Source organism: Paracoccaceae bacterium Fryx2 (assembly GCA_032334235.1).
Classification (GTDB): Bacteria; Pseudomonadota; Alphaproteobacteria; order Rhodobacterales; family Rhodobacteraceae; genus JAVSGI01.
In genome coordinates this window covers 813221-840059 of the sequence record JAVSGI010000003.1, presented here as the reverse complement: position 1 = coordinate 840059, position 26839 = coordinate 813221, and the positions used below count along the sequence as shown (strand labels likewise).

The 26839-nt window shown below is 64.7% G+C and carries 20 protein-coding genes, 1 tRNA gene, 6 pseudogenes and 2 other annotated features; of the genes and pseudogenes, 21 read left to right on the top strand and 6 right to left on the bottom strand.

The window, feature by feature from the left end; all coding sequences use genetic code 11:
• Positions 1-604 precede the first annotated feature (604 nt).
• The 9 genes from RNZ50_05030 (at position 605) to RNZ50_04990 (ending at position 8182) form a co-directional block, all read left to right on the top strand.
• Positions 605-1486 carry a Ku protein gene (locus RNZ50_05030; GenBank protein MDT8854403.1) on the top strand — a complete coding sequence of 294 codons (882 nt, stop codon included), beginning with the start codon at positions 605-607 and terminating at the stop codon, positions 1484-1486.
• Positions 1487-1489: 3 nt separating this feature from the next.
• The gene (gene ligD / locus RNZ50_05025; protein ID MDT8854402.1) at positions 1490-3910 is read left to right on the top strand and encodes a DNA ligase D; all 2421 of its coding nucleotides are present in this window, start codon (positions 1490-1492) and stop codon (positions 3908-3910) included.
• A 93-nt stretch (positions 3911-4003) separates the two neighbouring features.
• Positions 4004-4249, top strand: a complete 246-nt coding sequence (locus RNZ50_05020) for a DUF378 domain-containing protein (GenBank protein MDT8854401.1) — start codon at positions 4004-4006, stop codon at positions 4247-4249.
• Between the two features lie 20 nt (positions 4250-4269).
• Complete coding sequence (locus tag RNZ50_05015; protein MDT8854400.1) at positions 4270-5238, top strand: alpha/beta hydrolase; 969 nt, start codon at positions 4270-4272, stop codon at positions 5236-5238.
• The gene (locus tag RNZ50_05010; GenBank protein MDT8854399.1) at positions 5198-5704 is read left to right on the top strand and encodes a BON domain-containing protein; all 507 of its coding nucleotides are present in this window, start codon (positions 5198-5200) and stop codon (positions 5702-5704) included. Before RNZ50_05015 ends, RNZ50_05010 begins: the two co-directional genes overlap by 41 nt.
• Before the next feature lie 421 nt (positions 5705-6125).
• On the top strand, positions 6126-6371 hold the full coding sequence (locus tag RNZ50_05005) for a hypothetical protein (GenBank protein ID MDT8854398.1): 246 nt from the start codon (positions 6126-6128) through the stop codon (positions 6369-6371).
• A gap of 32 nt (positions 6372-6403) precedes the next feature.
• Positions 6404-7467, top strand: a protein-coding gene (locus RNZ50_05000) for an IS630 family transposase (protein ID MDT8854397.1) whose coding sequence is annotated in 2 segments (ribosomal slippage) — positions 6404-6895 and positions 6898-7467 — 1062 coding nt in all. Because the reading frame shifts where the segments join, the coding sequence is not laid out codon by codon here.
• A gap of 3 nt (positions 7468-7470) precedes the next feature.
• Positions 7471-7806 carry a hypothetical protein gene (locus RNZ50_04995; GenBank protein MDT8854396.1) on the top strand — a complete coding sequence of 112 codons (336 nt, stop codon included), beginning with the start codon at positions 7471-7473 and terminating at the stop codon, positions 7804-7806.
• A 199-nt stretch (positions 7807-8005) separates the two neighbouring features.
• Positions 8006-8182, top strand: coding sequence for a hypothetical protein (locus RNZ50_04990; protein ID MDT8854395.1), 177 nt, complete (start codon positions 8006-8008; stop codon positions 8180-8182).
• Between the two features lie 186 nt (positions 8183-8368).
• Here the strand turns inward: RNZ50_04990 and RNZ50_04985 are convergent.
• Positions 8369-9612, bottom strand: a protein-coding gene (locus tag RNZ50_04985; GenBank protein MDT8854394.1) for an IS3 family transposase whose coding sequence is annotated in 2 segments (ribosomal slippage) — positions 8369-9309 and positions 9309-9612 — 1245 coding nt in all. Because the reading frame shifts where the segments join, the coding sequence is not laid out codon by codon here.
• Positions 9200-9316 (bottom strand) — a sequence feature (AL1L pseudoknot). Its footprint overlaps the gene before it by 117 nt.
• Before the next feature lie 770 nt (positions 9613-10382).
• Here RNZ50_04985 and RNZ50_04980 point away from each other — a divergent pair.
• Positions 10383-10472, top strand: a tRNA-Ser gene (locus tag RNZ50_04980).
• A 357-nt stretch (positions 10473-10829) separates the two neighbouring features.
• On the opposite strand, the pseudogene RNZ50_04975 reads toward RNZ50_04980, so the two are convergent.
• Positions 10830-11006 (bottom strand): annotated as a pseudogene (locus tag RNZ50_04975) (recombinase family protein).
• 150 nt (positions 11007-11156) lie between these two features.
• Between RNZ50_04975 and RNZ50_04970 the strand changes: the two are divergent.
• The 7 genes and pseudogenes from RNZ50_04970 to RNZ50_04940 all read left to right on the top strand — a co-directional run bounded on the left by RNZ50_04970 (position 11157) and on the right by RNZ50_04940 (position 19114).
• Positions 11157-12590, top strand: a pseudogene (locus RNZ50_04970) (IS1634 family transposase).
• A gap of 203 nt (positions 12591-12793) precedes the next feature.
• The gene (gene istA / locus RNZ50_04965) at positions 12794-14272 is read left to right on the top strand and encodes an IS21 family transposase (protein MDT8854393.1); all 1479 of its coding nucleotides are present in this window, start codon (positions 12794-12796) and stop codon (positions 14270-14272) included.
• Positions 14269-15084 carry an IS21-like element helper ATPase IstB gene (istB, locus tag RNZ50_04960; protein MDT8854392.1) on the top strand — a complete coding sequence of 272 codons (816 nt, stop codon included), beginning with the start codon at positions 14269-14271 and terminating at the stop codon, positions 15082-15084. The genes istA (RNZ50_04965) and istB (RNZ50_04960) overlap by 4 nt, the downstream gene beginning before the upstream one ends.
• Positions 15085-15429: 345 nt before the next feature.
• Entirely contained in the window at positions 15430-16998 is a 1569-nt protein-coding gene (istA, locus tag RNZ50_04955; GenBank protein ID MDT8854391.1) for an IS21 family transposase, read from the top strand.
• Positions 16931-17740: pseudogene (gene istB, locus RNZ50_04950) on the top strand (IS21-like element helper ATPase IstB). Before istA (RNZ50_04955) ends, istB (RNZ50_04950) begins: the two are co-directional and overlap by 68 nt.
• A gap of 187 nt (positions 17741-17927) precedes the next feature.
• A complete protein-coding gene (locus RNZ50_04945; GenBank protein ID MDT8854390.1) occupies positions 17928-18137 on the top strand; it encodes a hypothetical protein in 210 nt (69 codons plus the stop codon).
• The gene (locus RNZ50_04940) at positions 18134-19114 is read left to right on the top strand and encodes a DUF2163 domain-containing protein (protein MDT8854389.1); all 981 of its coding nucleotides are present in this window, start codon (positions 18134-18136) and stop codon (positions 19112-19114) included. The genes RNZ50_04945 and RNZ50_04940 overlap by 4 nt, the downstream gene beginning before the upstream one ends.
• 15 nt (positions 19115-19129) lie before the next feature.
• Here the strand turns inward: RNZ50_04940 and RNZ50_04935 are convergent, their stop codons facing one another.
• The 3 genes from RNZ50_04935 to istA (RNZ50_04925) form a co-directional block, all read right to left on the bottom strand.
• A complete protein-coding gene (locus tag RNZ50_04935) occupies positions 19130-20173 on the bottom strand; it encodes an IS5 family transposase (protein MDT8854388.1) in 1044 nt (347 codons plus the stop codon).
• Positions 20174-20303: 130 nt separating this feature from the next.
• Positions 20304-21065 (bottom strand): IS21-like element helper ATPase IstB, encoded by a 762-nt coding sequence (gene istB / locus RNZ50_04930; GenBank protein ID MDT8854387.1) that lies wholly within the window; start codon positions 21063-21065, stop codon positions 20304-20306.
• Between the two features lie 12 nt (positions 21066-21077).
• Complete coding sequence (istA, locus tag RNZ50_04925) at positions 21078-22616, bottom strand: IS21 family transposase (GenBank protein ID MDT8854386.1); 1539 nt, start codon at positions 22614-22616, stop codon at positions 21078-21080.
• Positions 22617-22832: 216 nt separating this feature from the next.
• Between istA (RNZ50_04925) and RNZ50_04920 the strand changes: the two are divergent.
• The 4 genes and pseudogenes from RNZ50_04920 to RNZ50_04905 all read left to right on the top strand — a co-directional run bounded on the left by RNZ50_04920 (position 22833) and on the right by RNZ50_04905 (position 25535).
• Positions 22833-24356 (top strand): annotated as a pseudogene (locus tag RNZ50_04920) (glycoside hydrolase/phage tail family protein).
• Complete coding sequence (locus tag RNZ50_04915) at positions 24289-24633, top strand: hypothetical protein (GenBank protein MDT8854385.1); 345 nt, start codon at positions 24289-24291, stop codon at positions 24631-24633. Before RNZ50_04920 ends, RNZ50_04915 begins: the two are co-directional and overlap by 68 nt.
• Positions 24634-24747: 114 nt before the next feature.
• Positions 24748-25215 (top strand): annotated as a pseudogene (locus RNZ50_04910) (IS21 family transposase).
• Positions 25205-25535, top strand: a pseudogene (locus RNZ50_04905) (hypothetical protein). Before RNZ50_04910 ends, RNZ50_04905 begins: the two co-directional pseudogenes overlap by 11 nt.
• A 57-nt stretch (positions 25536-25592) precedes the next feature.
• Here RNZ50_04905 and RNZ50_04900 read toward each other — a convergent pair.
• Positions 25593-26836 (bottom strand): IS3 family transposase gene (locus tag RNZ50_04900; protein ID MDT8854384.1). Its coding sequence is split into 2 segments (ribosomal slippage): positions 25593-26533 and positions 26533-26836, totalling 1245 coding nucleotides; the frame shifts between segments, so codons are not numbered across the junction.
• Positions 26424-26540, bottom strand: a sequence feature (AL1L pseudoknot). It overlaps the preceding gene by 117 nt.
• Positions 26837-26839: the final 3 nt, after the last annotated feature.

Here is a 26839-nt window from a genome sequence, read left to right as displayed (position 1 = left end):
GAAAATGGTTCGCAAGACTCTTCCATTTCCCTACCCGTTTGTTTCCAATCCACTTTTCCTCGGACCAGAGCCGCCGACCGGAAATCGGCCTCTCTTTCCCGCCGAGGGCCGGGACCATCCCGCCCTTTTTGCGGCAGCGGCGCGAGGCGTGCAAGGGTTTTGCCTCGCCCCCTGATGGCGGCGTGACCGGCCCGGCCAGCGTTGTGGCGGCCGGTCAGAGCGACCCGGGGAGGCTGACGAACAAGGGGGGGCGTTGTCATGCGCAGAAGCGGCCGGTGCGGCCGATACCCGTTCTGCCAGCATTCGGCGGCTCACCTTTGCCCATCGACACAGGCGAAATCGGCGCAACGAAGATCAGGCGGGTCACGCCAGCGGAAGGCTCAGGTCGGCCCCCGAGGCCGGTCGCATCGTCAGGCCGGACCTCTTGCCCTGGCACGCCCATGCCTTTTCCCCCGTCGGCCTCATGGTGACACGCGGGCTGTCCGGTCGGTTCCGGCGTCCCGGCGGTTGGCCCGGGCAGCGGCTTTCGTCGGCAGGAACCAAACCTGCCGCCCGGCGTTGCGCCCACGGGTGCCGGATGGACCGGCCGAGGGGAGATCCGGCCATGGCTTCACGCGCGGTCTGGAAGGGGCAGTTGCGCCTGTCGCTTGTCGCCATCGGGGTCGAGGTGCACAGCGCCACGCAATCGGGCGCGCGTGTGTCGTTCCGCCAGATCCACGGCCCGTCGGGCAAACGCGTGCGCTATGACAAGACGGTGCCGGGCATCGGGTCGATCAAGACCGAAGACATCCTCAGCGGGTATGAACTGGGCGAGGATACCTATCTGCTGATCAGGAAGGAAGAGATCGACGCGATCAAGCTGGAGACCAAGAAGACCTTCGAGATGGTCCAGTTCGTCGATGCCGGTGAAATCTCGCCGCTCTACTACGACAAGCCCTATTATATCGTGCCGACCGACGATCTGGCCGAAGACGCCTACCGCGTGGTCCGCGATGCCCTGCGGAAAAGTGGCAAGGTCGGGCTGGGGCAACTGACCATGCGCGGGCGCGAACATCTTTGCGCCGTTCGGCCCTGCGGCGACGGGCTGCTGATGGAGACGCTTTATTACGCCGACGAGGTGCGCGAGGCCGAACCGCTGTTCGCCAGCATCGAGGATGACGAGGCAGACCCCGACCTGCTTTCGGTCGCCACGCAACTGATCGAACGCAAGACCGCCCCCTTCGACGCCTCGGCATTCAAGGACCGGTATGACATCGCCCTGCGCGCCCTGATCGACGCCAAGAAGGCCAACCGCAAGACGCCGCGTACCACCGTGGCCGACGGCGGCGAGCGGCCGAAGGGCGGCAATGTCGTTGACCTGATGCAGGCCCTGCAGGACAGCCTGAAGGGCCAGAAAGCCCCGGTCGCACGCAAGGCCGACCCCAAACCCGCCGCAAAGCCCGCCGCCAAACCGGCGAAGAAGCCGACCCGCTCAAAGGCGGGGTGAGCCGTGCGCGATCTGGCCGGATACAAGGCGAAGCGGGATTTCACAAAGACATCGGAGCCCGCGGGATCGGGCGGCGCCAAAGGGGCCGCTCCGCGCTATTCCTGCCAGAAGCACAACGCCACGCGCCTGCATTGGGACCTGCGGCTGGAACATGACGGCGTGCTGCTCAGCTGGGCGGTCACGCGCGGCCCGTCGCTCGACCCCTCCGACAAGCGGCTGGCGGTGCGGACCGAGGACCATCCGCTCGACTACCTCGATTACGAGGGGGTGATCGCCAGGGGCAACTATGGTGCCGGAACCGTCATGCTGTGGGACATCGGCTGGTGGCAACCGCTGCACGACGTGGACGAGGGGTTGACGGGCGGCCATCTGCACTTTGCCCTGCACGGGCAGCGGCTGACCGGGGCGTGGTCGCTGATCCGCATGAAGGGCAAGCGCGCCGGCGACGATGGCCGGGAAAACTGGCTGCTGATCAAGGAAGATGACGCGGCGGCGAACGGGCCGGTGCTGATCGATACGCATCTGACCGGCGTTACCTCGGGTCGCTCGATGCCCCAGATTGCCGAAGGCGCGCCCGCCCGCCCGCTGGAGCCCGGGCGCAAGGCCCACCGCCCGAAGTTCCACCCGCCGCAACTGGCGGAACTGCACGACGCCCCGCCCGAGGGCGAGGACTGGTGGCACGAGGTCAAGCTTGACGGCTACCGCGCGCAGGTGGCGCTGGGCAAGGGCGGGGCGCGCATCTTCACCCGCAGCGGGCTGGACTGGACCGACAGGTTCGCCCCCCTGCTGCCGGCCCTGAACCGCCTGCCCGCCGATGCCGCCCTGATCGACGGCGAGATCGTCGCGGGCGCGGGGCTGGAACGGTTCGGGGATGTCGCGCTGGCGATCAAGGACGGCGGCCCGTTCGTGTTCTACGCCTTCGATCTGATGCACCTCGACGGGCGGCCGCTGACCACGCTGCCGCTGCACGAGCGCCGCGCCCTGCTGGAAACGCTGTTCGCGGCCGTAGTGCCCCGTGGGTGCCTGCGCCTGTCGCCCCTGCTGTCGGGCACCGGCGCGGAGCTTTTCCGCCAGATCGGCGCGGCGGGCGGCGAAGGCATCGTGTCGAAACTGCGCGACGCGCCCTATCGTCCGGGCCGATCCTCTGTCTGGGTGAAATCCAAGACCGAGCAGCGCGGCGCCTTCGTGATCGTCGGCTGGCAGCACAGCACCGCGCGCGGGCGAGCCTTCGCCTCGCTGCTGCTGGCCAGCCACGAGAAGGGCGCGCTGGTCTATCGCGGCAAGGTCGGCACCGGCTTCGATGCCGCTGCCGAGGCCGGGATCGTGCAGCGACTGGCCCCCCTGACCCGCGCCGGCTGCCCCCTGCCGGAACCCCCGAGGCTCGCCGGCCGCGTGACATGGGTTGCGCCTGAAGTGGTGGCCGAGGTGCGCCATGCCGAGATCACCCGCGACGGCCATCTGCGCCATGCCAGCTTCATCGCGCTGCGCGAGGACAAGCCGCCGGCCGAGGTCGTGACCGCCGAGCCCTCCTCTCGGACCGTTGTCGCGGGGGTAGGCATCAGCAGCCCCGAGCGGGTCGTCTATCCGAGGCCCAAGGTGACGAAACTCGACATTGCCCGCTATTACGAGGCGATTGCCGACCGGATGCTGCCGGTTACCCGGAACCGCCCGGTATCGCTGCTGCGTCTGCCCGACGGGCTGGACGGGCAGCAGTTCTTTCAAAAGCACCTCGGCAAGGGGTTTCCCGAAGCCCTGGGGCAGGCCGACTTCGCCGGTGAAGATGGCAAGGTGCAGGACAGGATGTATCTGACCGATGCCGCCAGCCTGATTGCCGCCGTGCAGATGGGCACGCTGGAATTCCACATCGAAGGCGTGCGGATCGACGCGCCGCTGAAGCCCGACCGGCTGATCTTCGACCTCGATCCCGACGAGGGGCTGGGGTTCGCCAAGGTGCGCGACGCGGCGTTCCTGATCCGCGACCTGCTGGCAGAGGCGGGGCTGGAAAGCTGGGCGATGGTCACGGGCGGCAAGGGGGTTCACGTTGTGGTGCCGCTGCGGCGCACCGCCACCACCGGGTCGGTGGCGCTGTTCTCGCGCGTGTTCGCGACGCTGCTGGCCGAACGTCACCCCGGCCGCTTCACCGCCAGGATGGCGAAGGCAGACCGGCGCGGCCGCATCTTCATCGACTGGATGCGCAACCATCACGGATCCACGGCCGTTGCCCCCTTCTCGCTGCGCGCCCGCCCCGGCGCGCCTGTGGCCCTGCCGGTCGCCTGGGACGAGCTGGTACAGCTGCGGCGCGCCAACGGGTTTGGCATGAAGGACGTGCTCGGCCGGGACGGGCCGGGCGTTCCCGCCCCGAAGCCCGGCACGCTCTCGAACCGGACGGCCGACAGGCTGGCCGCGGCGGTGCAGAACAGCTGACCCGGGCGGCGCTTGCGCAAAACATGTGCGTTTTTTCAGGAACATGTCGCACTGTCCAAGGTTGACGACATGAACCCAACAAGGAGAAACTCCATGCGTCCCATTGATGCCATTGCCCAGATCCTGCTGATCGTGGGTGGCCTGAACTGGCTTCTGGTCGGGCTGTTCCAGTTCGATCTGGTCGCCGCGATATTCGGCGGGCAGGCAGCCCTGCTGTCGCGGTTGATCTACATCATCGTCGGCCTGTGCGCGGTCTGGCTTGCCGTCCGCCTGCCCGCGATGATGGACCGGCGCAAGCTGGTTTTCGCGACCCCCGGTCGGCCTGGCGACCGGCCCTGATACGCCCGGGGAGGTGACAAATGGCGATCCAACGCGAACCCGGCCTTTCGCATGAAGAGCGGGCACCCCGGACGGGCGGATTCGTTTCCGTCTGGGGGAACTCGTTCCACGTCCTGTCGCGCGGCAGCGGCGCGCCGTTCGTGCTGCTGCACGGCAACGGCAGCCTCGGGGAGGAAATCCTCAGCGCGTTTCCCGACGTGGCTGGGGTGCGGTGGATCGCGCCCGACCGTCCGGGCTACGGGCAGAGCGACCCGTTGCCGGACGGTCATCAGGACCCGCTGTCGCAGGCGGCATGGCTTGACGCCCTGCTGACTGAGCTGGGGATCGGCCGCGCCACCTTCGTGGCGCATTCCTTGGCCGCAGGGGCGGCGCTTGCCTTCGCAAGTGTCAGACCCGGGCGCACCGCGCGCCTTGTCCTGCTGGCGCCGTTCTGCAGGCCCACGCCAGAAAAGCCGATGCCCGCGTTGCGGATCGCGACGGCACCGGTGGTCGGCAGCTTCGTGCGCCGCATCCTGGTGCCGCCACTGGTGCGCCGGATGCGGCAGAGCATCATTTCGGGGTTCATGGCGCCGAACCGGGTGCCGCCCTGGCTGCGGCGATTCCCGGTAACCCATGCCGCGCGGCCGCGCTCCGTCGCGACGATGGCGGCAGAACTGAAAAGCTTCAACGACGGCATGAGGGACATCGGTCCTTCTTTGCGAGTGCAGTTGCCCGTCACCGTGGTGCACGGGTTGTGCGACCAGACCGCCCAGCCGGAATGGCACCTGCCCTGGTTGCGCCAGCAGGTGCCGCATCTGACCTGCGTGCTGGTTCCCGAATGCGGCCATGCCGTGCATCACGCCGCCCCCGGAATCGTGCTGCGCGCCGTGCTGGATGCCAGCGCCGACAGCACCGCGCGACGGGCAGAAGCCTTCCGCCAACCGGACCCTGTGAAGGAGACCAGCAGAGATGCCCGAAAAGACCAGCCCGCCAGCCCCACTGTCGCCTGACCGTCCGGAACGCGACGGGGCGCGTCGGCCGACCGCTCAGGCCCCGAACAACGCCGCGTCGAATGGCTACTGGATCCACGATGATCTTGGGCCCAAGCATTATGTGGCGCCTTCGATGGCCGCCGATCCCGAAGGGATGCCCGATTCCGGGGCGCCAGACTCCGGGGCTCCAGACTCCGGGGCGCTTGAGTCCGGGGGGCCGGACTCCGGAGAGCCGGAGTGCGCGCGCGACGCAGGCGACCTGATCGCGCGGATCGACGCGGCGCTGCGTGGGCAGCCGGGTCTGCAGACCCAGCGCGTGCATGTTTCGGCCGAGGATGGTCGGCTGATCCTTGCGGGCATCGTGCCGTCTGGCGCCGACCGCGAGCGGGCCGGGGCGGTTGCCGGCGCCGCGGCGCGGGGTGTGGCGGTGGAGAACCGCCTTTGGGTCGACGAAACCCTGCAGCCCCGCGAAGCGGGGCCATGAAGCACCGGATTTCAGACCGGCCTGTGACGGCCGCAGACGTTGCCGGGCACCGGCCGGGCTGACCTCGGGGCGACACCCGCATCGCCTCCGGCCGCCCGGCGAATATTCCGACTGGCGCCCGGTCGAATCCTGCGCCATCAAATCCGGCCGCCCCGATCCGCGACAGCGGCGCGTGAAGCGCGGGGCCGATCCGAGGCCGACCTGCTGGTCCCACGTCCGGGGCGGCCGGTTTCCCTGACGCGGCCTTTCCGGCCCGGGTTGCTATTCCAACATCCGTCGCGCGTTGCGCGGCCGGGTTTCCTGCCGCCGAAGCCGCGCAACGTTCCAGCCTTGCGCCGGAACCATCGGGGCAGCGTGGACGGGAACATTCCTCAAGTTTGCCAGTTTCATCAGCGCAAACCCGAAACTGAAAGGCAAAGTCATGAAATTCACGATCGCAGTCCTTCTGCTGGGCACCGCGCTTGCGGCACCCGGTTTCGCACAGACCAGCAACGATGACACGGTTGCCACCGAAGCATGGTGGGACAAGGTCGGCGCGGGGTTCTTCAGCGACGCCTCGCTGGAAACGCCGCGGCCGGAATTCGAGATCCGCGCCCATTTCACCGGCCTCATACCAAGCGGTGCGAAAGCTGACTCACGGGGGATTCCCAAAGCGCCAAAAGTCTGAATCTATTGCGGTAGATCAGGGAGGGCATGGCCATGGGTGCAGCGATAGCATTGCGGTTGGACTTTGACGGGGCGACATTGAGGCGCTTGGCACGGAAGACGAAGAACGCGAACCAAAGCCGAAGGCTTCTGGCGCTGGCTGAGATCTACGATGGCGGCAGCCGCAGCGATGCCGCGCGGATCGGCGGTGTGGGTCTGCAGATTGTACGCGACTGGGTTGTGCGGCTCAATGCCCGCGGGCCGGATGCGCTGATTGATGGTAAAGCGCGTGGCAATCGACCCAAGCTCAATGATGTCCAACGCCAGGCGCTTGTGGCGATCGTCGAAAGCGGACCGATCCCTGCAATCCATGGAGTCGTGCGCTGGCGACTGATCGACCTTGCACAGTGGCTTTATAAGGAATTTACGGTCTCGATTGACGAAACGACCGTGAGCCGGGAGTTGAAGAAGCTGGGTTATGTGAAGCTCACGGCGCGACCGCGCCACCATGCACAAGACACAGAGGCGCTGGAGGGGTTTAAAAAGGGGGCTTTGCAACCAAACTGGAAAAAGTCCGCGCGCGCCTGCCACAAGGCACTGCAATAGAAGTCTGGTTCCAGGACGAGGCCCGAGTCGGTCAGAAAAACAAGATCACGCGCCGATGGGCACAACGTGGAACACGGCCCTCCGCACCGCATGACCAACGAACCATATCAGCCTACATCTTCGGAGCAATCTGCCCGGCACTGGGCAAGGGCGCAGGGCTTGTCCTGCCGGTTTGCAATACGGACGCGATGAATCTGCATCTTGCTGAAATCGCTCGAACCGTGGCGCTTGGTGCCCATGCCGTACTGCTCATGGATCAGGCTGGGTGGCATATGACCGCCGCACTCATCATACCAGAGAATATCAGCATCATTCCGCTGCCAGCCAAATGCCCTGAACTCAATCCCGTCGAAAACATCTGGCAGTTCATGCGGGATAATTGGCTCTCCAACCACATCTTCGAATCCTACAACGAAATTGTCGATCATTGCTGTGATGCTTGGAACAAGCTGATCGCCCAGCCCGCGCGCATCAAATCCATCGGGATGCGTAAATGGGCGCATGAGTGCTGATCAGTGCAGGTTGGTATCAGCCAGGACGATCAGGCCGCCCTGCGCGCGCGTTGCGCAGCCGAGGCAGGTCAGGGCGCAGGCGTGGCACCGTCGACGCAGGAAGGTCAGACCGACCCGGAAACCGCAGAAGGCGTGCAGCCCGACGCGGTGCAGCCTGAGAGCGATCAGGCCGGAGCCACGCAAGCCCCGTCAACGACCGTGACCGGCTCCGCTGCGGGAGCGGAAGTGCAGGCCCCCGGCGCGTCCGCCGCCCCTGAACCCTACACCGGCCTGGCCGGATCGACCAACGAGCCGGACGGGCGCATGGTTCGCATCTGCGATCTGATCCGCAGCCTCTGACCGCACTCCACGCCGCCCCGGCCGGGTTTCTGGTGCGTCATCACCCCGTGATGGCGACGCCAGCGCCCGGCCGGTCGCATCCACCCGCGCAAGCCCGTAGAGAAGGACGGCGTTCCCGAACTGCAGGAATCCTGTCGCCCGGCAGCGGGGCCGACACTCGCCCCCGTGAACGGCGCAATCAAAAAAAGTGCAGCACCCGATGAAAACGGATACAGGCAAGGCCACAGCCGACAGCCAGATGGACATGCTTCTCAAGCGCGCTTACGACGGGCTTCCCGGCACCACCACACCCACGCGGATCGAACAACTGCTGGAGCGGTTGCGCGTGAAATACGAAAGCCCCGGTGCCGACATTGGTGTTACCCGGCAAAACTGATGCTGGGGGCGGCCCCTGTGCCAGCCGCGGTGCCCAAGGATGCCGCATCAGGAACGGGGGCGCCGAAAAGGGAAGATGCCACCATGACGGCCCGTCGGGGCAACGACATCTGAACCAGCGGCGCACCATGGCACTTTGCTGACACTGAACCGCCCCGGGTTTACCGGAGGGTGGTTTGTTCAATGACTACGCGACCATATCGAGTGAGTTCAGGTTTGCATAGAACGCCTCCTCTGCTTCTGCGGGTGGGATGTATCCGATTGGGCCAAGCAGGCGGCGGTTGTTATACCAATCGATCCATTTCAGCGTTTCCCATTCGACCTCGCGCATTGATTTCCAGGGGCCGATCTGGTTGATGACCTCTGTCTTGAACAGGCCGATGACGCATTCAGCCAAGGCGTTGTCATAGGCATCGCCAACTGTTCCAACGGAAAGGTCGATCTCGGCCTTGGCCAGGCGTTCGGTGTATTTGATCGACAGGTATTGTGATCCGCGGTCCGAATGGTGGACCAAGCTCTTGTTATCCGGCGTCTTTCTTTGCCAGATCGCTTGCTCCAGCGCGTCGAGCACAAACTGGGTCTTCATCGATGTCGAGACGCGCCAACCGACAATACGACGTGCAAAGACGTCGATGACGAAGGCCACGTAGACGGTGCCGGACCATGTGGGCACATAGGTGAAATCTGAAACCCACAGCTTGTTCGGCCGATCCGCCATGAACAGCCGGTTCACCTTGTCGTCCGGGCAAGGCAGAGACGTGTCAGGATTGGTCGTGATGACCTTCTTGCCACGGACCACGCCCCTGATGCCCAGATGGCGCATCAATCGTTCCACGGTGCAGCGGGCGGCGTCTTCACCCTGCCGTCGCAAAACATGCCAGATCTTCCGCGCGCCATAGAGCTTGCGGTTGGCATCCCAGGCCGCGTCGATCTTGAGGCTCAGGGCGGCATCCGATTTGGCCCGGGCCGAGGCCCGGTCAGGATCACGCATGATCGCCCGCCGGTCATAAAAGGTGGAAGGGGCAAACTGCAGTGCCCTGCAGATCGGCTCGACCCCGAATGCCTCTCGGCTTTCCTCAATGAAAGCAGTCATTTGCGAAACGGGCGGTCGAGCTCCGCCTGGGCAAAATACGCTGAAGCTTTGCGCAGAATCTCGTTCGCTTGCCGCAGTTCCCGGTTCTCGCGCTCAAGCTCTTTGATCCGCGCGATCTCAGCGCTGGTAGGTCCCGGCCGTTCGCCACCATCGCGCTGGACCTGTCGCATCCAGACGCGAAGGCTGTCCGTCGAACAGCCCAATTTACCTGCAATCGCCGTCAGCGCCGCAGCCTCGCTCTGATAATCATCGCGGTGTTCCATCGCCAGCCGCACCGCACGCTCGCGGAACTCAGGTGAATACGGCTTCGAGGTCTTCTTCTTTGAGGTCTGTTCCATAACGGGCAATTCTCCGAGAGTTTTGCCCTCCGGTAAACCCGGGGCGGTTCAACACAGCTTCGACACCGGGCCGTCAGGATGCCGTTCAAACCACTACTCCCGTTCGTCAACGCGGCGGATCGAGACGCCGATCCACGCCTCCTGATTCAACCGCGCCTGTCCGGAAGTCCTGTCGGCCTCCCGAAAGCCGGGAAAGGTGCCCTGCGGCAGCTTTGGCACCTTCCGTTGAGCCCCCTCGAGCGGGGCAAGCGGGCGGTCACGGCAACCGCGCCATGTCCTGCTCTTCTCTGCACGTTCGCGGCCGCCGTCGCCGATCAGTCGCCTTCGATCCCAAGCTGCATGACAGCTTCGGCGACCAAGCGCAGCAAGCCGCCCCGACCTTGCTTTTGCAGAGCTTTGCAAGGTCTCTGAAAGGTCAGTGGTTGCAGCCAAACTCCCCTCGCCCAAACACTCATGAACACCCTCCCGCTGCGCCGACGAATTTACCCGTCCTCGGACGCTGCCCGGTGCTGCGTCCCCGTGAACTTCAATCCGGCGATGGTCACCTTCCTGCCTGCCTCTAAGCAGGGCACCGGATTCGACCCGGTCCTTGCGGCGGTGCCCCTCGCAAATCAGGCGAAAATCTTCGCAAACTCCTCCCGCCCCACAAGATTTCCCCGCGCGCGGCACGCACTATGTACCAGATTGACCAACACTGCCTTCCACAACGCGACCCCGCCTCAGGTTTCCCTCTTGCCCCCCTTGCCGAGCATCGTTAAATGAAAGTCGTCGGAGGCGTGGCTGAGAGGCCGAAAGCACTCGGTTGCTAACTGAGCGTGGGGGGAACCCCACCGTGGGTTCGAATCCCACCGCCTCCGCCACTTGCCCTCACGAAAGCGTTCTCCCGATTAGGCCGTGGCAAGATTTTTCCGTTGTTTTCGGGGGTTATGCTGGACGGGCTGTTAACCGGTGCCCACGCGAACAGGCCCGAACGGTGTCTCTCCGGGTCGATATTCTCCGGACCTGTTGCCTGCGCCCATTCGGTTTAGTACGAGTATCTCTTTGAAATTGCTTTATTTTCGGCGCGGGCGCGCCGCACATTTCGACACCAGTGGCGCTTGGCGAGATGGAACGCAACTCAAACGTTCGCCGGCGCAGCAAGCCCCTTCGGCTGGTATTGCAGGGCGACAACGGGCACTCTTCGCAAGTGCTAAGGGACCTATCTTCGCGAAGGGGGTTCATCTCGCTGTTATTGGTTGCGAGGTAGCCAGTCCATCTACGCGCAATCGAACGTTCAGTCCTTCGGTGCCGATGTCGACACATTCAACCAGCAGCGTCACGATGCGGGCCTGCTCGGCAGGGAACAACTCGTCCCACAGCGGATCAAGCCGGGGTACCCAAGTTCGACAGTTGGATGGCGGTTCTTCGTGGACTGGCGGTTGGCGGCGTAGGTAATTCAAGGAGTTAGAGCGGTGCGGCGGCCATTTCGACGCAGGTCTTGTAGTTACACGCTGCGCAGATAAAGTATCTTTTATAAAAGCGCATAGCAGCGTATCTTGCATTCCATGTTTACCCGCATCACCGAGTCCGGCGTCCGCCGCTACCTGCAGATCGTCGAGTCCTTCCGCAACGACGCGGGCTAGTCGCGGCTGCGCGTCGTGGCCAACCTCGGGCGCCTCGATGCCCTGAAGCCCGGCCAGCTCGGCGCCCTCATCAGTGGCCTGAACCGCGCGGCCGGCCGGGCCGAGAACTCTGCCTCGGAGGTGATCTACGACGCAGCCCTGGGATATGGCGATGTCTTTGCGCTGCATGAGCTCTGGAAGGAGCTCGGCTTCGACCGTGCGCTCACCGCGGCCCTGCGTTCCGGTCGCCGCGAGATCGATGTCGAGGCGCTGGTGCGCGCCATGGTCTTCAACCGGCTCTGCGCGCCGGACAGCAAGCTGGGCTGCCTGCGCTGGCTGGAAACGGTGGCCATGCCCGCGATGCCCGTGGCGATCAATCACCTGCATCTGCTGCGGGCGATGGACGCGCTGATGGATCACGCAGAGGCCGTCGAGGCGGCACTCGCCCGCCAGATCCGGCCGCTGGTCGACCGGGATCTGGCCGTGGTCTTCTACGATCTCACCACCGTGCGCATCCATGGCGAAGGCGAGGTGGACGACGACATCCGCGCCTTCGGAATGAACAAGGAGACCGGGGGCATCGCCCGCCAGTTCGTGCTGGGCGTGGTCCAGACCGCCGAGGGACTGCCGTCGGCATGGACCCTCGAACCGGTGGCGGGTCCCTGCCGACTGCACACCGTCCATCCCGGCAATGTCGCCGAGACGAAGACGCTGCAGGGCATGCTCACGACCGTCCTGCAGCGCTTTCCCGTGCAGCGCGTGATCCTGGTGGCCGACCGCGGGCTCCTGAGCCTCGACAACATCTCCGAACTGACCGCGATGGCCGAGCGGGAAGCCGGCGGCCGCAAGCTGGAGTTCATCCTGGCGGTGCCAGCCCGCCGCTACGGCGAGCTGGTCGAGACCTTCCGGAGCCTCGCCTTCACCGAGGGCCTCGCCGAAGCCAGCTTCGCCGGCCACCGGCTGATCGTGGCGCATGATCAGGATCGGGCCGCGCTTCAATCCGAACATCGCCGGGCGCGGATCGCCGAGCTTGAAGCGATGGCTGCGAAGATGGTGAAGAAGCTCGATGCCCAGGATGCCGGTGACACCGCCCGCGGCCGCCGCGCTTCCGACCGCGGCGCCTACAGCCGCTTTGCCCGCGCCGTGGCCGAAGCGGAACTGACGCGCTTCATTCAGGTCGATTACGCGGCCGACCGCTTCAGTTGGTCGCTGAACGAGGCGGCCCTCGCCGAGGCCGAGCTTTTCGACGGCAAGCTCGCGCTCCTGACCAATGCCCCCGACCTCACGCCGGCCGAGGCCGTCCTGCGCTACAAGTCCCTCGCCGACATCGAGCGCGGCTTCCGCGTGCTGAAGTCCGACATCGAGATCGCCCCTGTTGCGCGACAACCATCTTGGCCGGTGCCGGCAACCACCTTGGCCGGTGGGGCTGAACGGAAGACGGGCATGCCCGTCTGGAGGGCAGCCGCACCGGCTTGATTGATTTCGGGGAAGGTGCTGGTCGCTGCGGGTTGGTAAGCCGGGTTCCTCTGCCGTCAAACGGAGGATCCGGGTTGGCCTACAAACCCATCACCGACCAGCAATTGAGATTATACATGTCCGACCTCCGATATCACAGTCAGCGCACGTCGGCCGCCCGCGCCGGGTTCAGCGAGCGCACGGCCCGACGGTTCGATGCCAATCCGACGCTGCCCTCGAACCGCAAGATTGTTCACGGGCGCACGGTGGCCGATCCCCTCGAGGGTTATTGGGAGGGCGACATCCTTCCTTTGCTGGAGAGGGACAGCACTTTGCAGGCCGTCACCCTGCTGCGCCACCTTCAGGGCCTGCACCCGCTGGCCTTCCCCGACGACCGCATCCGGCGCACCCTGGAACGGCGGGTGCGGCAGTGGCGGGCGCTGAACGGGCCCGAGCGCGACATCATCTTCCGCCAGACGCCGGAGCCGGGCCGCATGGCCCAGTCCGACTTCACTCATGCCGAGGAGCTGGAGGTGACGATCGCGGGCCAGCTATTCCCGCATCTGCTCTACCACTTCGTCATGGTCTACAGCCGGTGGGAGCATGTCGGGGTGGTCCTGGGCGGGGAGAGCTTCACGGCCTTGGCCGAGAACCTGCAGCAGGCGCTCTGGTCGCTCGGCGGGGCACCACAGGAGCATCGCACCGACAGCCTCTCGGCCGCTTTCCGCAACCTGACGGCTGACCAGCGCCAGGATATCACCACGCGCTACAATGCCTTCGTCGGCCATTACGGCATGGAGGCCAGTCGCAACAACCGCGGGGAAGCTCATGAGAACGGCGCGGTGGAATCCCAGAACCGGCACCTGAAGAAGGCCATCGAACAGGCGCTGATCCTGCGCGGCAGCCGCGACTTCGCCAGCATTGAGGACTACCGGCGCTTCGTCGACATTCTGGTGGCACGGCGCAACCGGCAGCGGGCGGCGGCCACGCAGGTGGAACGGGCGCATCTGAAGCCCCTGCCGCTCCGGCGCACCACCGACTTTACAGAGACCGTGGTTCCGGTCACCCGCACCGGCGGCTTTCTGGTCAAGAGCATCTTCTACAGCGCCCCGTCGCAGCTGATCGGGCAGCGCTTGCGGGTCCACCTTTACGACGATCGCCTTGAGGCCTTTCTCGGCAGCACCCTGGTCGTCAGCCATACAAGGGCGCGTGGTCGCGGCGACGGCCATCGCGTGCATGTCATCAACTACCATCACGTCATCCATGCGCTGCGGCGCAAACCGCAAGCCCTGTGGAGTTCGATCTACCGCGACAGCCTGTTCCCGCGAACCGAATACGCTGAGGCCTGGAAGGTGCTACAGCGCGATCTGCCCCGCCGCGACGCCTGCCGCCGCATGGTCGACCTGCTGTTCATCGCCCACGACCGGGCCTGCGAGGCGGAACTGGCACATCTCCTGACGGACGATCTCGACGCCGGCCGGGCGCCGGACCCTGACCTGCTGACGCTCCGCCTGAGCCCCAAGCAAACGGCGCTGCCGACAGATGTCACCGTCGCCCATCCCTCGCTCGACAGCTTCGATGCCCTTCTGGGAGCCTGCGCATGACCTCCCGCGAGATCGACATCCACACGCTGCCCGGCATGCTGACCGCGCTGCGCCTGCCCAGCTTCCACAAGCTTTGGGCCGACATCGCCACCCGTGCCGACACCGAAGGCTGGCCCGCTGCCCGCTTTCTGGCTGTCCTCGCGGAATACGAACTGGCCGAGCGCGACATGCGCCGCATTCAGCGCCACATGAACGAGGCACAGCTACCGGCTGGCAAGACGCTGGCGACCTTCGACTTCAAGGCGCTGCCAACCCTGCCGCGCGCCCGGATCGAGGCCTTGGCGGCCGGCGACTGGCTGGAGGGCGGCGGCAACCTGATCGCCATCGGCAATTCCGGCACGGGCAAAACGCACATTCTCTGCGCGATAGGCCATGCCCTGATCGAGCGGGGACACCGCGTGTTCTATACCCGCACCAGCGATCTGGTGCAGCGACTTCAGGCCGCCCGCCGCGATCTGGTGCTCGAAGCCGCGCTCGCCAAGCTCGACAAGTTCGACCTGATCATCCTCGACGACATCACCTACGCCCACAAGGATCAGGCCGAGACAGGCGTGCTCTTCGAGCTGATCGCCCGGCGCTACGAATGCCGCAGCATCGCCATCGCCGCCAACCAGCCCTTCAGCGGCTGGGACCAGATCTTCCCGGACAAGGCGATGACCGTCGCCGCCATCGACCGGCTGGTTCATCACGCAGCGATCCTGGAGATGAATGCCGAAAGCTTCCGCCAGCGCGCGGCCGCCTCCAACAAAGAGGCGCTGAGCAGACCGCCAACGACAACCATCGCCGACAACAAGGACAAAGGAGAAGGCTGAGCGAAAAACAATTCCAGATACGCCAACCCAGCGGCCTAAAACCGGCCAACGTGGTTGACGGTCACGGACATGCTGGTTGACGCGCTACAGCCCAGGACGCAGGCGAAGGCCCGGCCCAGAAGGATCAGCATGACATTGGGGCGAAAAGCACAAGTTGCCATCGTGGGCATTTGTCCGACCTCCATCGCGTTCAACGTTTTGTCCGGGGACAGCCTGACGGCGTGACTCCGGGTTTGTGTTTCGGCATGCAATTTTGACCCCTCAGGCGGGGTGATCGGCGTGCAATTTTGACCCCCCTGCTGATCTGTCAGACCGTTCGTTGCGGGGCAGCGGACGGAGGGGGAGTTGAAGCGGGTGGATACGATCGCGCGGGTCCGGCGGGCCTTTCATGTTCAGGGTTGGTCGATGAAGAAGATCGCCCGGGATCTGCATCTGTCGCGCAATACCGTGCGCAAGATCCTGCGGTCGGGTGAGACGGACTTCACCTATGAGCGGGAGCGACAGCCGATGCCGCGGATCGGGCCTTGGCAGGGTCAGCTGGAGCAGTTCCTGTCGGCCAATGCGGGCAAGGCGTCACGAGAACGGCTGACGCTGATCCGGATCTTCGAGGAACTGCGCGGGCTCGGATACGAGGGCGGCTATGATGCCGTGCGTCGGTTCGCCAAGGCCTGGTCGCAGAACCGGGGGGCCGCGACGGCCGAGGCCTATGTGCCGCTCTACTATGCGCCGGGTGAGGCGTATCAGTTCGACTGGAGCCACGAGGTCATCCTGATCTCGGGCGTAACCGTCACCGTGAAGGTGGCGCATGTCCGGCTTTGCCACAGCCGGATGATGTTCGTCCGGGCCTACATGCGCGAGAGCCAGGAGATGGTCTTTGACGCGCATGACCGGGCGTTCGCCTTCTTCAAGGGCACCTGCACGCGCGGGATTTACGATAACATGAAGACGGCGGTCGAGGCGGTCTTCAGTGGCAAGGAACGGCAATACAACCGCCGTTTCCTGCAGATGTGCAGCCATTACCTGGTCCAGCCTGTCGCTTGCACGCCTGCCTCAGGCTGGGAGAAGGGCCAGGTCGAGAACCAGGTCGGGTTGGTGCGCGAGCGGTTCTTCACGCCGCGCCTGCGGGTCAGGAGCCTGGAAAAGCTGAACGCCTGGCTGATGGACAAATGCGTGGCCTATGCCAAGGCGCACCGCCATCCCGAACAGACCGACAAGACGATCTGGGAGATGTTCGAGGCCGAGCGCCCCCATCTCGTTCCCTATGTTGGCTCCTTCGACGGCTTCCACAGCGTGCCTGCTTCCGTGTCGAAGACCTGCACGGTCCGGTTCGACAACAACAAGTATTCCGTCATGGCCACGGCGGTCGGGCGGCCTGTCGATGTCCATGCCTATGCCGACCGGATCGTCATCCGGCAGGATGGCGCGGTGGTCGCAGAACATCCCCGCGCCTTTGGTCGGGGTGAGACGGTTTATGATCCGTGGCACTATGTGCCTGTTCTGGCGCGTAAGCCCGGCGCCCTGCGCAATGGTGCCCCGTTCAGGGACTGGGTCCTGCCGCAGGCCATGGCCGCTGTCCGGCGCAAGCTGAAGGGCAGCGACGATGGTGATCGTCAGATGGTCCAGATCCTGACCTGCGTGCGGGATGACGGGCTGCAGGCGGTCGAAGCGGCCTGCCGCGAAGCCCTCGATCAAGGCGTCCATTCCGCCCCGGTCATCATCAACATCCTTGCCCGCAGCAAGGACGCCGCACCGCCACCGCTGCTGCTCACGCCCGCAAGCCTGCGCCTCACCCATGCGCCGGTGGCAGATTGTGCCAGATATGACAGCCTCAGGAGGACAACCAGTCATGGAACGAACCCAAATCCTCGACCTGATGAGCAGCCTCAAGCTCTACGGGATGCGCAGTGCCTATGACGAGGTCATGGGCAACGGCATCAAACGCCAGCATGAACCGCCGCGCATTGTAGGGGATCTGCTGCAGTCCGAGATCGCCGAGATCGAGCCAGCGTGTCGCCATCGGTTCGAGACCGCTGGCGAGGGGCCCGGTCCATCCGCTACCAGATGACCATCGCCAAGCTGCCGCTGGCCAAGGAATGAGGAGGGTCAGCGGACCTTCCAGTGGAAGGTCCGCCCGACGAATGACGCCTTCGACTTCACCGGCACGCCGATCAACGAGGGTCTGGTGCGCGATCTGGCCACCGGCGGCTTCGTGGCCGACCAGCGCAATGTCGTCCTGATCGGTGGCACCGGCACCGGCAAGACACACCTTGGGATCGCCATCGCCCGCGCGCTCATTCGCAACGGCACGCGCGGCCGCTTCTTCAACGTCGTCGATCTGGTGAACCGGCTGGAGACCGAGACCCGCGGTGGCAAGCAAGGCCGCACGGCGGACTATCTGACCCGCATGGACTTCGTCATTCTCGACGAGCTGGGCTATCTGCCCTTCGCCCAGTCTGGCGGTCAACTCCTGTTCCACCTCATCAGCCGCCTCTACGAACGCACCTCGGTCATCGTCACAACAAACCTCGCCTTCGTCGAATGGCCCACCGTTTTCGGCGACGCCAAAATGACGGCCGCCTTGCTCGACCGCCTCACCCACCATTGCGAAATCGTCGAAACCGGCAACGAGTCCTGGCGCTTCAAGCACCGCGCCTGACCCAGATCAGGGCCTGACCCGCCTCCACTCCGTGATCAGTTCCGCCGGCTCAGGCACTGATCTCGACACCGCATAGGGGGGGCAAAATTGGGCGCCGATAGGGGGTCAGGTTTGCGTGCCGATTGACAACCTGCCGCCCTGTCGTGGTGCAGCGGCTCATGAAATTCTTCAATGGAAAGGCGACATCATGAACTGGAACCTCGCACGAGGGCTGGTCTATCTGGCCTGTCTTGCTGCCTCCGGGCTTGCCATGGCCGGGCTGGCGGATTTCGATCTGGTGAGCGGCAGCTTCGATCTGCACCCGTTCAATCTCTACGCCCTGACGGGCACAGCCGGGGGCGTCGTTTCCTCAGCGCTGGCCTCGGTCGCCCTGTGGCGTGGCTGGGGGCGGAAGTGAAGTCCCTCCCACCCGCACTTCAGGCCCATCTCGACGAGGGCACGACCACGCTGGCCTGGTGCTGGCGCATCGTGCTCGCCGATGGGGTAACGCTCGGCTTCACCGACCATGATCGAAACGTGACATTCGATGGCACTGATTTCGAGCCGGAGAGCGGCTTTGCGGCCTCCGAAGTGCGGTCAGGATCCGACTTGTCGGTTGATGCGCAGGACGCGCAAGGCGTGCTGACATCCGACCGGATCACCGAGACAGACATCCGCAAAGGCAGCGGCGGTGCGACGGTCGCGGAAAACCTGAACGCGCTGCCGGATCAGCCCGACATCGTGGTGACGCTGGACCGGCTGCAGGCCATTGCCTCGCCGGTCGAAAGTGTCAGCCTCGTGGTGGCCTGGTTCGGCAACGACCTGCGCGCGGGATCCTGCAAGGTGAAGCCGGGTGTCGAGGTTGCCACAAAGGCCACGACGCCGGCCAACTGGTCGGTGAACGGGGTCAGCCGGGCCAGTGCGCATCTGGTCAGCCGCGACGCGGAGGATCGGCCGGTCTATGGCGGCACGCCGGCGGATTTCGCGGTGGTGCAGGCGATCCAGGAGATGAAGGCGCGCGGGCTGCGCGTCACCTTCTATCCCTTCCTCCTGATGGATGTGCCGCCCGGCAACACCCTGCCGAACCCCTACAGCGCCAATGCCGCCACACCGGGCCAACCCGCCTTCCCGTGGCGTGGGCGGATCACCTGTTCTCCGGCGGCGGGTTTTGCCGGATCGGTGGACAAGACCGGCACGGCGGCAACGCAAGTCTCCGCGCTGTTCGGCGCGGCGACGCCGGGCAACTTCAGGGCACCTCGATTTTTCCTTGTTCTCCGCTGTTCAGGGCTGGTTTGGCGGCCTGAAGGCTGCGGGAAGCGGCTTGCTGTAGTTTTCGGCGGCGTAGTTGGGGGCCATTCCGCCCGGCTATGGCGGGCCGCGGCCTCTTCGGCCTGAAGTCCGCGCCCCGGATTACGCCGGACATGGGTTCAGGCGGCGGAGCTGGGCGAGGCGGCGCATGTTGTAAGCGAGGTTCTTCATCCCGATCTTGGCCTTCGCACGCACGATGCCGATGGTGCGCACCAGCGTCCCACCCATGTCGTTGGTCTGTGCGCCGAAGACATGTTCGACCCGGGCGCGTACGGCGGACTTGGTCCGGTTGCTGGCCTTGCCCTGCTCGCTCAGCGGTTTGCCGCGCTTTCCCTTGCGGTGGATGCGGCTCCTCAGGCCCTGGGCGCGCAGCTTGGCCTCCATCTCCTCGGACCGATAGGCCGGATCGGCCCAGACGTCCGAGCCGGTGTTGCCTTGCATCAGGAGGTGATCCACTGCCTGGCTGTCATGCAGCGCTGCATCGCTGACATGGTAGCGGCGCACCAGCTTATGCTGACGGTCCACATTCACGTGGTTCTTGTAGCCGTAGTGGGATTTCCCGTGCTTCTTGGTCCAGCGCGCATTGGTATCTTTCTGCGACCGCATGGCGGGCTTGTCGGCCCAGCCCTCCGGCACCTCGCCGTTCTTGATCGCCTTGTTCTCATCCCGCTTGTTATGGTTGCGCGGCACCGGCACGATGGAGGCGTCCAGGATCTGCCCGCCGCGCGCGATATAACCCTGCCGCGCCAGATACCCGTCGAATTGCTTGAACAGCGCATCGACCACACCCGCCTGCGCCAGACCCTCGCGATACAGCCAGACGGTCTTGGCGTCGGGCACCCGGTCCTCGAGCCCCAGACCAAGAAACCGCATGAGGGACAGCCGGTCGCGCACCTGATACTCCATCTGGTCATCGGACAGGTTGTAGAGCGCGCCCAGCACCAGCGTCTTGAACATCACCACCGCGTCCATCGGCTTGCGCCCTGCCCGCGACTTCCGCTCCGCCTCAGGCTTCCGCCAGACCCGCTCCAGCGTCGGACGAAACTCCTCCCAAGGCACGATGGCGTCGATCTCGACCAACGGGTCCCGCTTGGCATCAAGGCTCGCGTAACGGTCTGAAAGATCAAAGAACCCCATCTGCGCCATCGTTATCCTCCAGTTGCGGATTTCGCGGAGAATGGGCGCTGATTTCGCGCGATCGTGGGCACGCGTTTCGCGCCATTCTGGGCAGTCATTTCACGGGATCGTGGGCAGGCTGGCCGACGCTTTCATGGAGTCAGGCTTGAACGATTTGGTCAAGCTTTTTTGTGACGGCGGAGCGCCTGCGCAGGCTTTCACCTGAGAGGGTGAGGCGGTGTGCGTTGTGAACGAGGCGGTCGAGGATGGCATCTGCGAGCGTTGGGTCGCCGATGGCTTCGTGCCACTGGTCAACGGGGAGTTGGCTTGTGACGATGGTGGAAGCGCGGCCGTGGCGGTCTTCGAGGATTTCCAGCAGGTCACGGCGCTCCGGGGCGGTGAGGACGGCGAGGCCCCAATCGTCAATGATCAGCACATCCATGCGGGCGATGGTTTTGAGGATGCGTTCATGGCGGCCATCGCCACGGGCCAGAGCAAGGGCCTCGAACATGCGCGGCGCACGTTGATAGAGGACGGGCCGCCCATCCCGGCACGCCTTGTGGCCAAGGGCGCAGGCGATCCAGCTTTTGCCCAAACCGGTCGGCCCGGTTATCAGCAGGTTCTCGTGCCGGGCGATCCAGCCGCCATCGGCAAGATGCGCCATGACACTGCGGTCAAGACCACGTGGGCTGCGCAGGTCCAGATCCTCGACGCTGGCATCTTGGCGCAGAGCCGCAAACTTGAGCCGGGAGGCCAGTTTCTTGGTGTCGCGCTCTGCAGCCTCGCGGTCGACCAGCAGGCCGAGACGCTCTTCGAACGAGAGGGCGTCGAAGGCGGTTGACCTGCGTTGTTCTTCGAGCGCCGATGCAATGCCGGTCAGGCCGAGCGCCAACAGTCGGTCGTGGGTGGGATGGGTCAGCATTTTAGTCCTTTCTCAATGGTAATAGCTGCCGCCACGAATGTTGGCGTGCTGGAGGGGGGCGACCTCTTCGGAGCCTTCCAGGAAGGCGCGATCGAGGCCGGTCTTGAGGATCGAACGAATGGAGGTGACGGTGCGGGCCCGGATGGTCACACCCCGCTGGCAGGCCGCATCAACGCGCTCCGGCCCATAGGTTTTGACCAAGGCCAGCACACCCAGGCAGGTGCGGAACCCCTGTTCAGGATGGGGGCGGTCAGCCATCACCATCTCGCAAAAGGCGGCGACGGCGGGGCCGGTCTTGGTTGCCTGCGCCAGCATTCTGGCCGGGGTCCATTCGGCAAAGCGACGATGGGCCGATGGCATATGGTCGGCCACGGTGACATGGCTGCGCCGCCCCGGGGTGCGCACGTGGCTCGCAACCCTCTGACCACGATGGAATATCTCGACCGTCTGGCCGCTTGTGCGAACATCGACCTCTTGTTTGATCAGCGCGAAGGGCACGGAATACCATGAGCTGTCGACCTCAACGTGATAGTCGGGTGCCACGCGGGCGCGCTTCCAGCGGGCGAAGACATAAGGTTCGGGCGGTAGGGGCTGAAGATTGGGCCGATCCAAAGTGGCAAACAGATCGGCGCGGCTGGCGCCATAGCCGCGCATCACGCGCATGTTCAACTCGTCCAGCAGCCGCCGGATCGCCACGTTCAACTCGGCCAATGAGAAGAACCGGTGGTTCCGCAGCCGCGCCAGAATCCAGCGTTGTGCCACTTGGACAGCCACTTCCACCTTCGCCTTGTCCCGGGGTTTGCGCGGCCGGGCGGGCAGAACGGCGGTGCCATAATGCGCCGCCATCTCGGCATAGGTCCGGTTCAGCCCCGGATCAAACCGGTCTGCCTTGATCACGGCGGACTTCAGATTGTCCGGAACCACCGCCTTTGGCACGCCGCCCAGAAAGGCGAACATCCGGATATGCGCGAGGATCCAATCTTCCAACCCCTCCGATGCCACCGCCTCGGCATAGGTGTGATTCGATGCCCCCATTGCCGCCACGAACAGCTTCATGGCCCGCGCTTCGCCGGTCGTGGGGTCGATCACGTCGATGGTGTCGCCGGCAAAGTCGACGAACACCTTCTCGCCGCCCACATGTGTCTGGCGCATCGTCGGGCGCACCCGACCCTTCCAAGCCTCGTAATGCGTGCAAAACCAAGTATAGGCAAAACCCCCGGGGTGCGCGGCACGGTATTCTTCCCAGAGCAGCATCCGCGTCACCCCAGGGCGGCGCAACTCGCGGTCAATCTCCGCCCAGTCGGGCACAAGCCGCTCCGCGTCCGGCACCGTGGGCGGGGCTGGAAACAAAAGAAGTTCAAGGCTGTCGTCATCGATCCCCTCCGGCAAGGGCCACGTGAGCCCGGCATGACGCGCCCGTTGGGTGTAGCTTCCGACGCTCCCCTTGCTCAGACCGAGGGAAGCGGCAATGGACCGCTCGCTCAGGCCTTGCCCAAGCTTCAATCGCAAAACATCTCGTATCCGGCGCATGTTCAATCGTCCTGTCGGCATCAAGCCACCCCTTCATTCCTGAAGGCGCAACTATCCTCAATTTGCCGACCAGACCTGCCCGCGATCCCGCGAAATCAGTGCCCAGCTTCACGCGAAATGACTGCCCATGATCCCGTGAAATCGATGCCCACCATCAAGCGAAACACGCATCCAGTAGCCAAACGCCCCCTTCATCCTACAAAGGCAGCGTCGTCACGGCAATTTTTCGAGGTGCCCTTCAGCGTGTCGGGCGAGACCGTCAGCTTCACCGGCTCGCCCAGCGACTGGGGCCTGCGCCGCATGGTCCTGCATTACGCGCACCTCTGCGCTGCGGCGGGCGGGGTCGATGCCTTCCTGATCGGTACCGAGATGCCGGGGCTGACCACCATCCGTTCCAGCGCCAGCACCTATCCGGCTGTCACCGCCTTCAAGACCCTCGCGGCCGATGTGAGTTCCATCCTCGGGGCTGGCACGAAGATCGGCTATGCCGCCGACTGGTCGGAGTATTTCGGCCATCAACCGCAGGACGGCAGCAATGATGTCTATTTCCACCTCGACCCGCTCTGGTCGGACGCCAACATCGACTTTGTCGGGATCGACAACTACCTTCCGCTGTCGGACTGGCGCGACGGTTTCGACCACGCCGATGCGCTTGAAGGCTGGCCTGCGATCTACGACCGTGCCTATCTGCAGGCGAACATCGCCGGGGGCGAAGGCTTCGACTGGTTCTACGCCAGCGCCGCCGATCGGTCCGCGCAGATCCGCACGCCGATTACTGATGGGGCTGCGGCAAAGCCTTGGGTGTTTCGCCCGAAGGACATGCGCGCCTGGTGGACGAACCCGCACTACAATCGGCCAGGCGGTGTGGAGAGCGGCTTGGCCACCGCATGGGTGCCGCAATCGAAACCGATCCGCTTTACCGAACTGGGTTGTCCCGCCATCGACCGGGGCACGAACCAGCCGAATGTCTTCTTTGACCCAAAGTCGTCCGAGAGCTTCACGCCGTATTTCTCGCGGGGCTGGCGGGATGACGCGATCCAGCGGGCCTATCTGGAAGCGAGCTACCTGCATTGGGGCGACCCGGCCAACAACCCGATCTCCGGCATCTACGGTGGACGCATGGTGCATGTGCCGGAATGCGCCGCCTGGACCTGGGACGCGCGACCCTATCCGTTCTTCCCCGAACTGACCGGTGTCTGGACCGATGGACCGAACTGGCGGCTGGGCCACTGGCTGACCGGGCGGCTGGGGGCGGTATCGCTTGCGGCATTGGTGCGCCATCTTTGCCTGCGCGCCGGGATGCCGGAAGCCCTGACCGACGTGTCCGGCCTCTGGGGGGCTGTCGAAGGTTACGCCATCACCGCCTTGGAAGCCCCGCGCTCCTCGATCAGCACGCTGGCCCGGCATTTCGGGTTCGATGCCATCGAGACCGAAGGCGTGATCCGCTTCGTCATCCGGGGCCGGGTGTCCGTCGTGACCTTGGCCCATGACGACCTCGTGGCGTCGCGCGAGGGCGAGGCGCTGGAACTGGTCCGTGCGCAGGAAACAGAACTGCCGCAGGCGCTGAAGTGGCAGGTCGCGCGCGCCGACGAGGATTATGAGGCGGCGTTGGTTGCCCACCCCCCGCGAAACCATCTTAGCCGCGCTGCACGCGCGGCTTTTGGCTCTGCCCGCCACCGCCCTGCGCGGCGACGTGCTGCCCGAACGTGTGCCCACCGGTGGCCTGCTGATCCTGCGCGATGGCGAGCCGGGGGAACCTGAGGTCACGCTGTCACCCCTGCGCTACTACTACCAGCCCCAGGCCGAGATCGAGGCAGTCGTGCAGGGCGCGGCCCGTGACACTGCCTGCGATTTCGTGCGGGCGGGTGGCACGATGGCAGGGATCGGGCGGTTGCAGGACGCGCGCAGGATCGTCGAGGGGGGCGCCGGCACGCAGGTGCGCATGGAACTCTTGGCGTCTGAGAACCGTCTGCCGGGCGAAAAGCGCTCCGGCCGGTTGTCGAAACACCAACCTGAAGCGGTGCAAGGGCCCGCGTGAAAGTTCATCGTCAGGCACGACCTCGTGGCGGTCTCTTCCCAGATGCCACCGCGGAAAAAACCCGCTCCACCCGATGCGCCTGTCCCCTTCGTCCCGTGCATCGGGTGGCGTGACGCGGCCGAGGGCAACATCCTGTGTGAACATGCCCGGCTGATCCAGCGCAGTCACGATCTGCCGGCGCGGACGATCTACGACTGGCGGCATTATCTGGCTGTCATCCAGCGCAAGCCCGGAGCCCTCGGGAACGGCGCATCATTCATGGAATTGCCGTCTGCCTTCAGACAGTTGCAGGAGCAGATGATGCGACGACCGGGCGGGGATCGCGAGATGGTTGATATCCTCGCCCTGGTGCTTCAGCACGATGAACAGGCCGTGCTCACTGCCGTGGAACTTGCCCTCAGCGAGGACGTGCCGACCAAAACCCATGTGCTGAACCTGCTGCACCGGTTGGTTGGCGGCAAGACGGCGGGCCCGAACATCGACACGCAAAAGGCGCTGACCTTGCGCCGCGAGCCCAAGGCGAATGTCGAACGCTATGACGGCCTGCGTATCCAGATCGCCGGAGGTCGCCATGCGTCATGATCCCGCCAGCGGCGCCATCGTCATCATGGCTCGCGCAGCCTGAAGATGCATGGAGTGGCGCAGGCCGTCACCGATCTGATCGAGCAAGGGGCAACAGCTTTTGAGGCTGCCATCCCGATCCTGTCGCAACTGCTGAAGGCCGAACTGGCCGAACGCGAGGTCCGCTCCATCGCATACCACATGAAGTCGGCGTTCGGCGGGGAAACAGTCCCCCGGACGGTTTCCTGCTCCGCCTCACCCCGGCCTGCAAGGACCTCCCGGGCTTCGACTTCGCCGCCAGCGAGATCAACGAGGCAACGGTCCGAACACTGCACCGCTGCCCTCGCCAGCGGTCTCTGAACCGCCCCGGGTTTACCGGAGGGTGGTTTGTTCAATGACTACGCGACCATATCGAGTGAGTTCAGGTTTGCATAGAACGCCTCCTCTGCTTCTGCGGGTGGGATGTATCCGATTGGGCCAAGCAGGCGGCGGTTGTTATACCAATCGATCCATTTCAGCGTTTCCCATTCGACCTCGCGCATTGATTTCCAGGGGCCGATCTGGTTGATGACCTCTGTCTTGAACAGGCCGATGACGCATTCAGCCAAGGCGTTGTCATAGGCATCGCCAACTGTTCCAACGGAAAGGTCGATCTCGGCCTTGGCCAGGCGTTCGGTGTATTTGATCGACAGGTATTGTGATCCGCGGTCCGAATGGTGGACCAAGCTCTTGTTATCCGGCGTCTTTCTTTGCCAGATCGCTTGCTCCAGCGCGTCGAGCACAAACTGGGTCTTCATCGATGTCGAGACGCGCCAACCGACAATACGACGTGCAAAGACGTCGATGACGAAGGCCACGTAGACGGTGCCGGACCATGTGGGCACATAGGTGAAATCTGAAACCCACAGCTTGTTCGGCCGATCCGCCATGAACAGCCGGTTCACCTTGTCGTCCGGGCAAGGCAGAGACGTGTCAGGATTGGTCGTGATGACCTTCTTGCCACGGACCACGCCCCTGATGCCCAGATGGCGCATCAATCGTTCCACGGTGCAGCGGGCGGCGTCTTCACCCTGCCGTCGCAAAACATGCCAGATCTTCCGCGCGCCATAGAGCTTGCGGTTGGCATCCCAGGCCGCGTCGATCTTGAGGCTCAGGGCGGCATCCGATTTGGCCCGGGCCGAGGCCCGGTCAGGATCACGCATGATCGCCCGCCGGTCATAAAAGGTGGAAGGGGCAAACTGCAGTGCCCTGCAGATCGGCTCGACCCCGAATGCCTCTCGGCTTTCCTCAATGAAAGCAGTCATTTGCGAAACGGGCGGTCGAGCTCCGCCTGGGCAAAATACGCTGAAGCTTTGCGCAGAATCTCGTTCGCTTGCCGCAGTTCCCGGTTCTCGCGCTCAAGCTCTTTGATCCGCGCGATCTCAGCGCTGGTAGGTCCCGGCCGTTCGCCACCATCGCGCTGGACCTGTCGCATCCAGACGCGAAGGCTGTCCGTCGAACAGCCCAATTTACCTGCAATCGCCGTCAGCGCCGCAGCCTCGCTCTGATAATCATCGCGGTGTTCCATCGCCAGCCGCACCGCACGCTCGCGGAACTCAGGTGAATACGGCTTCGAGGTCTTCTTCTTTGAGGTCTGTTCCATAAC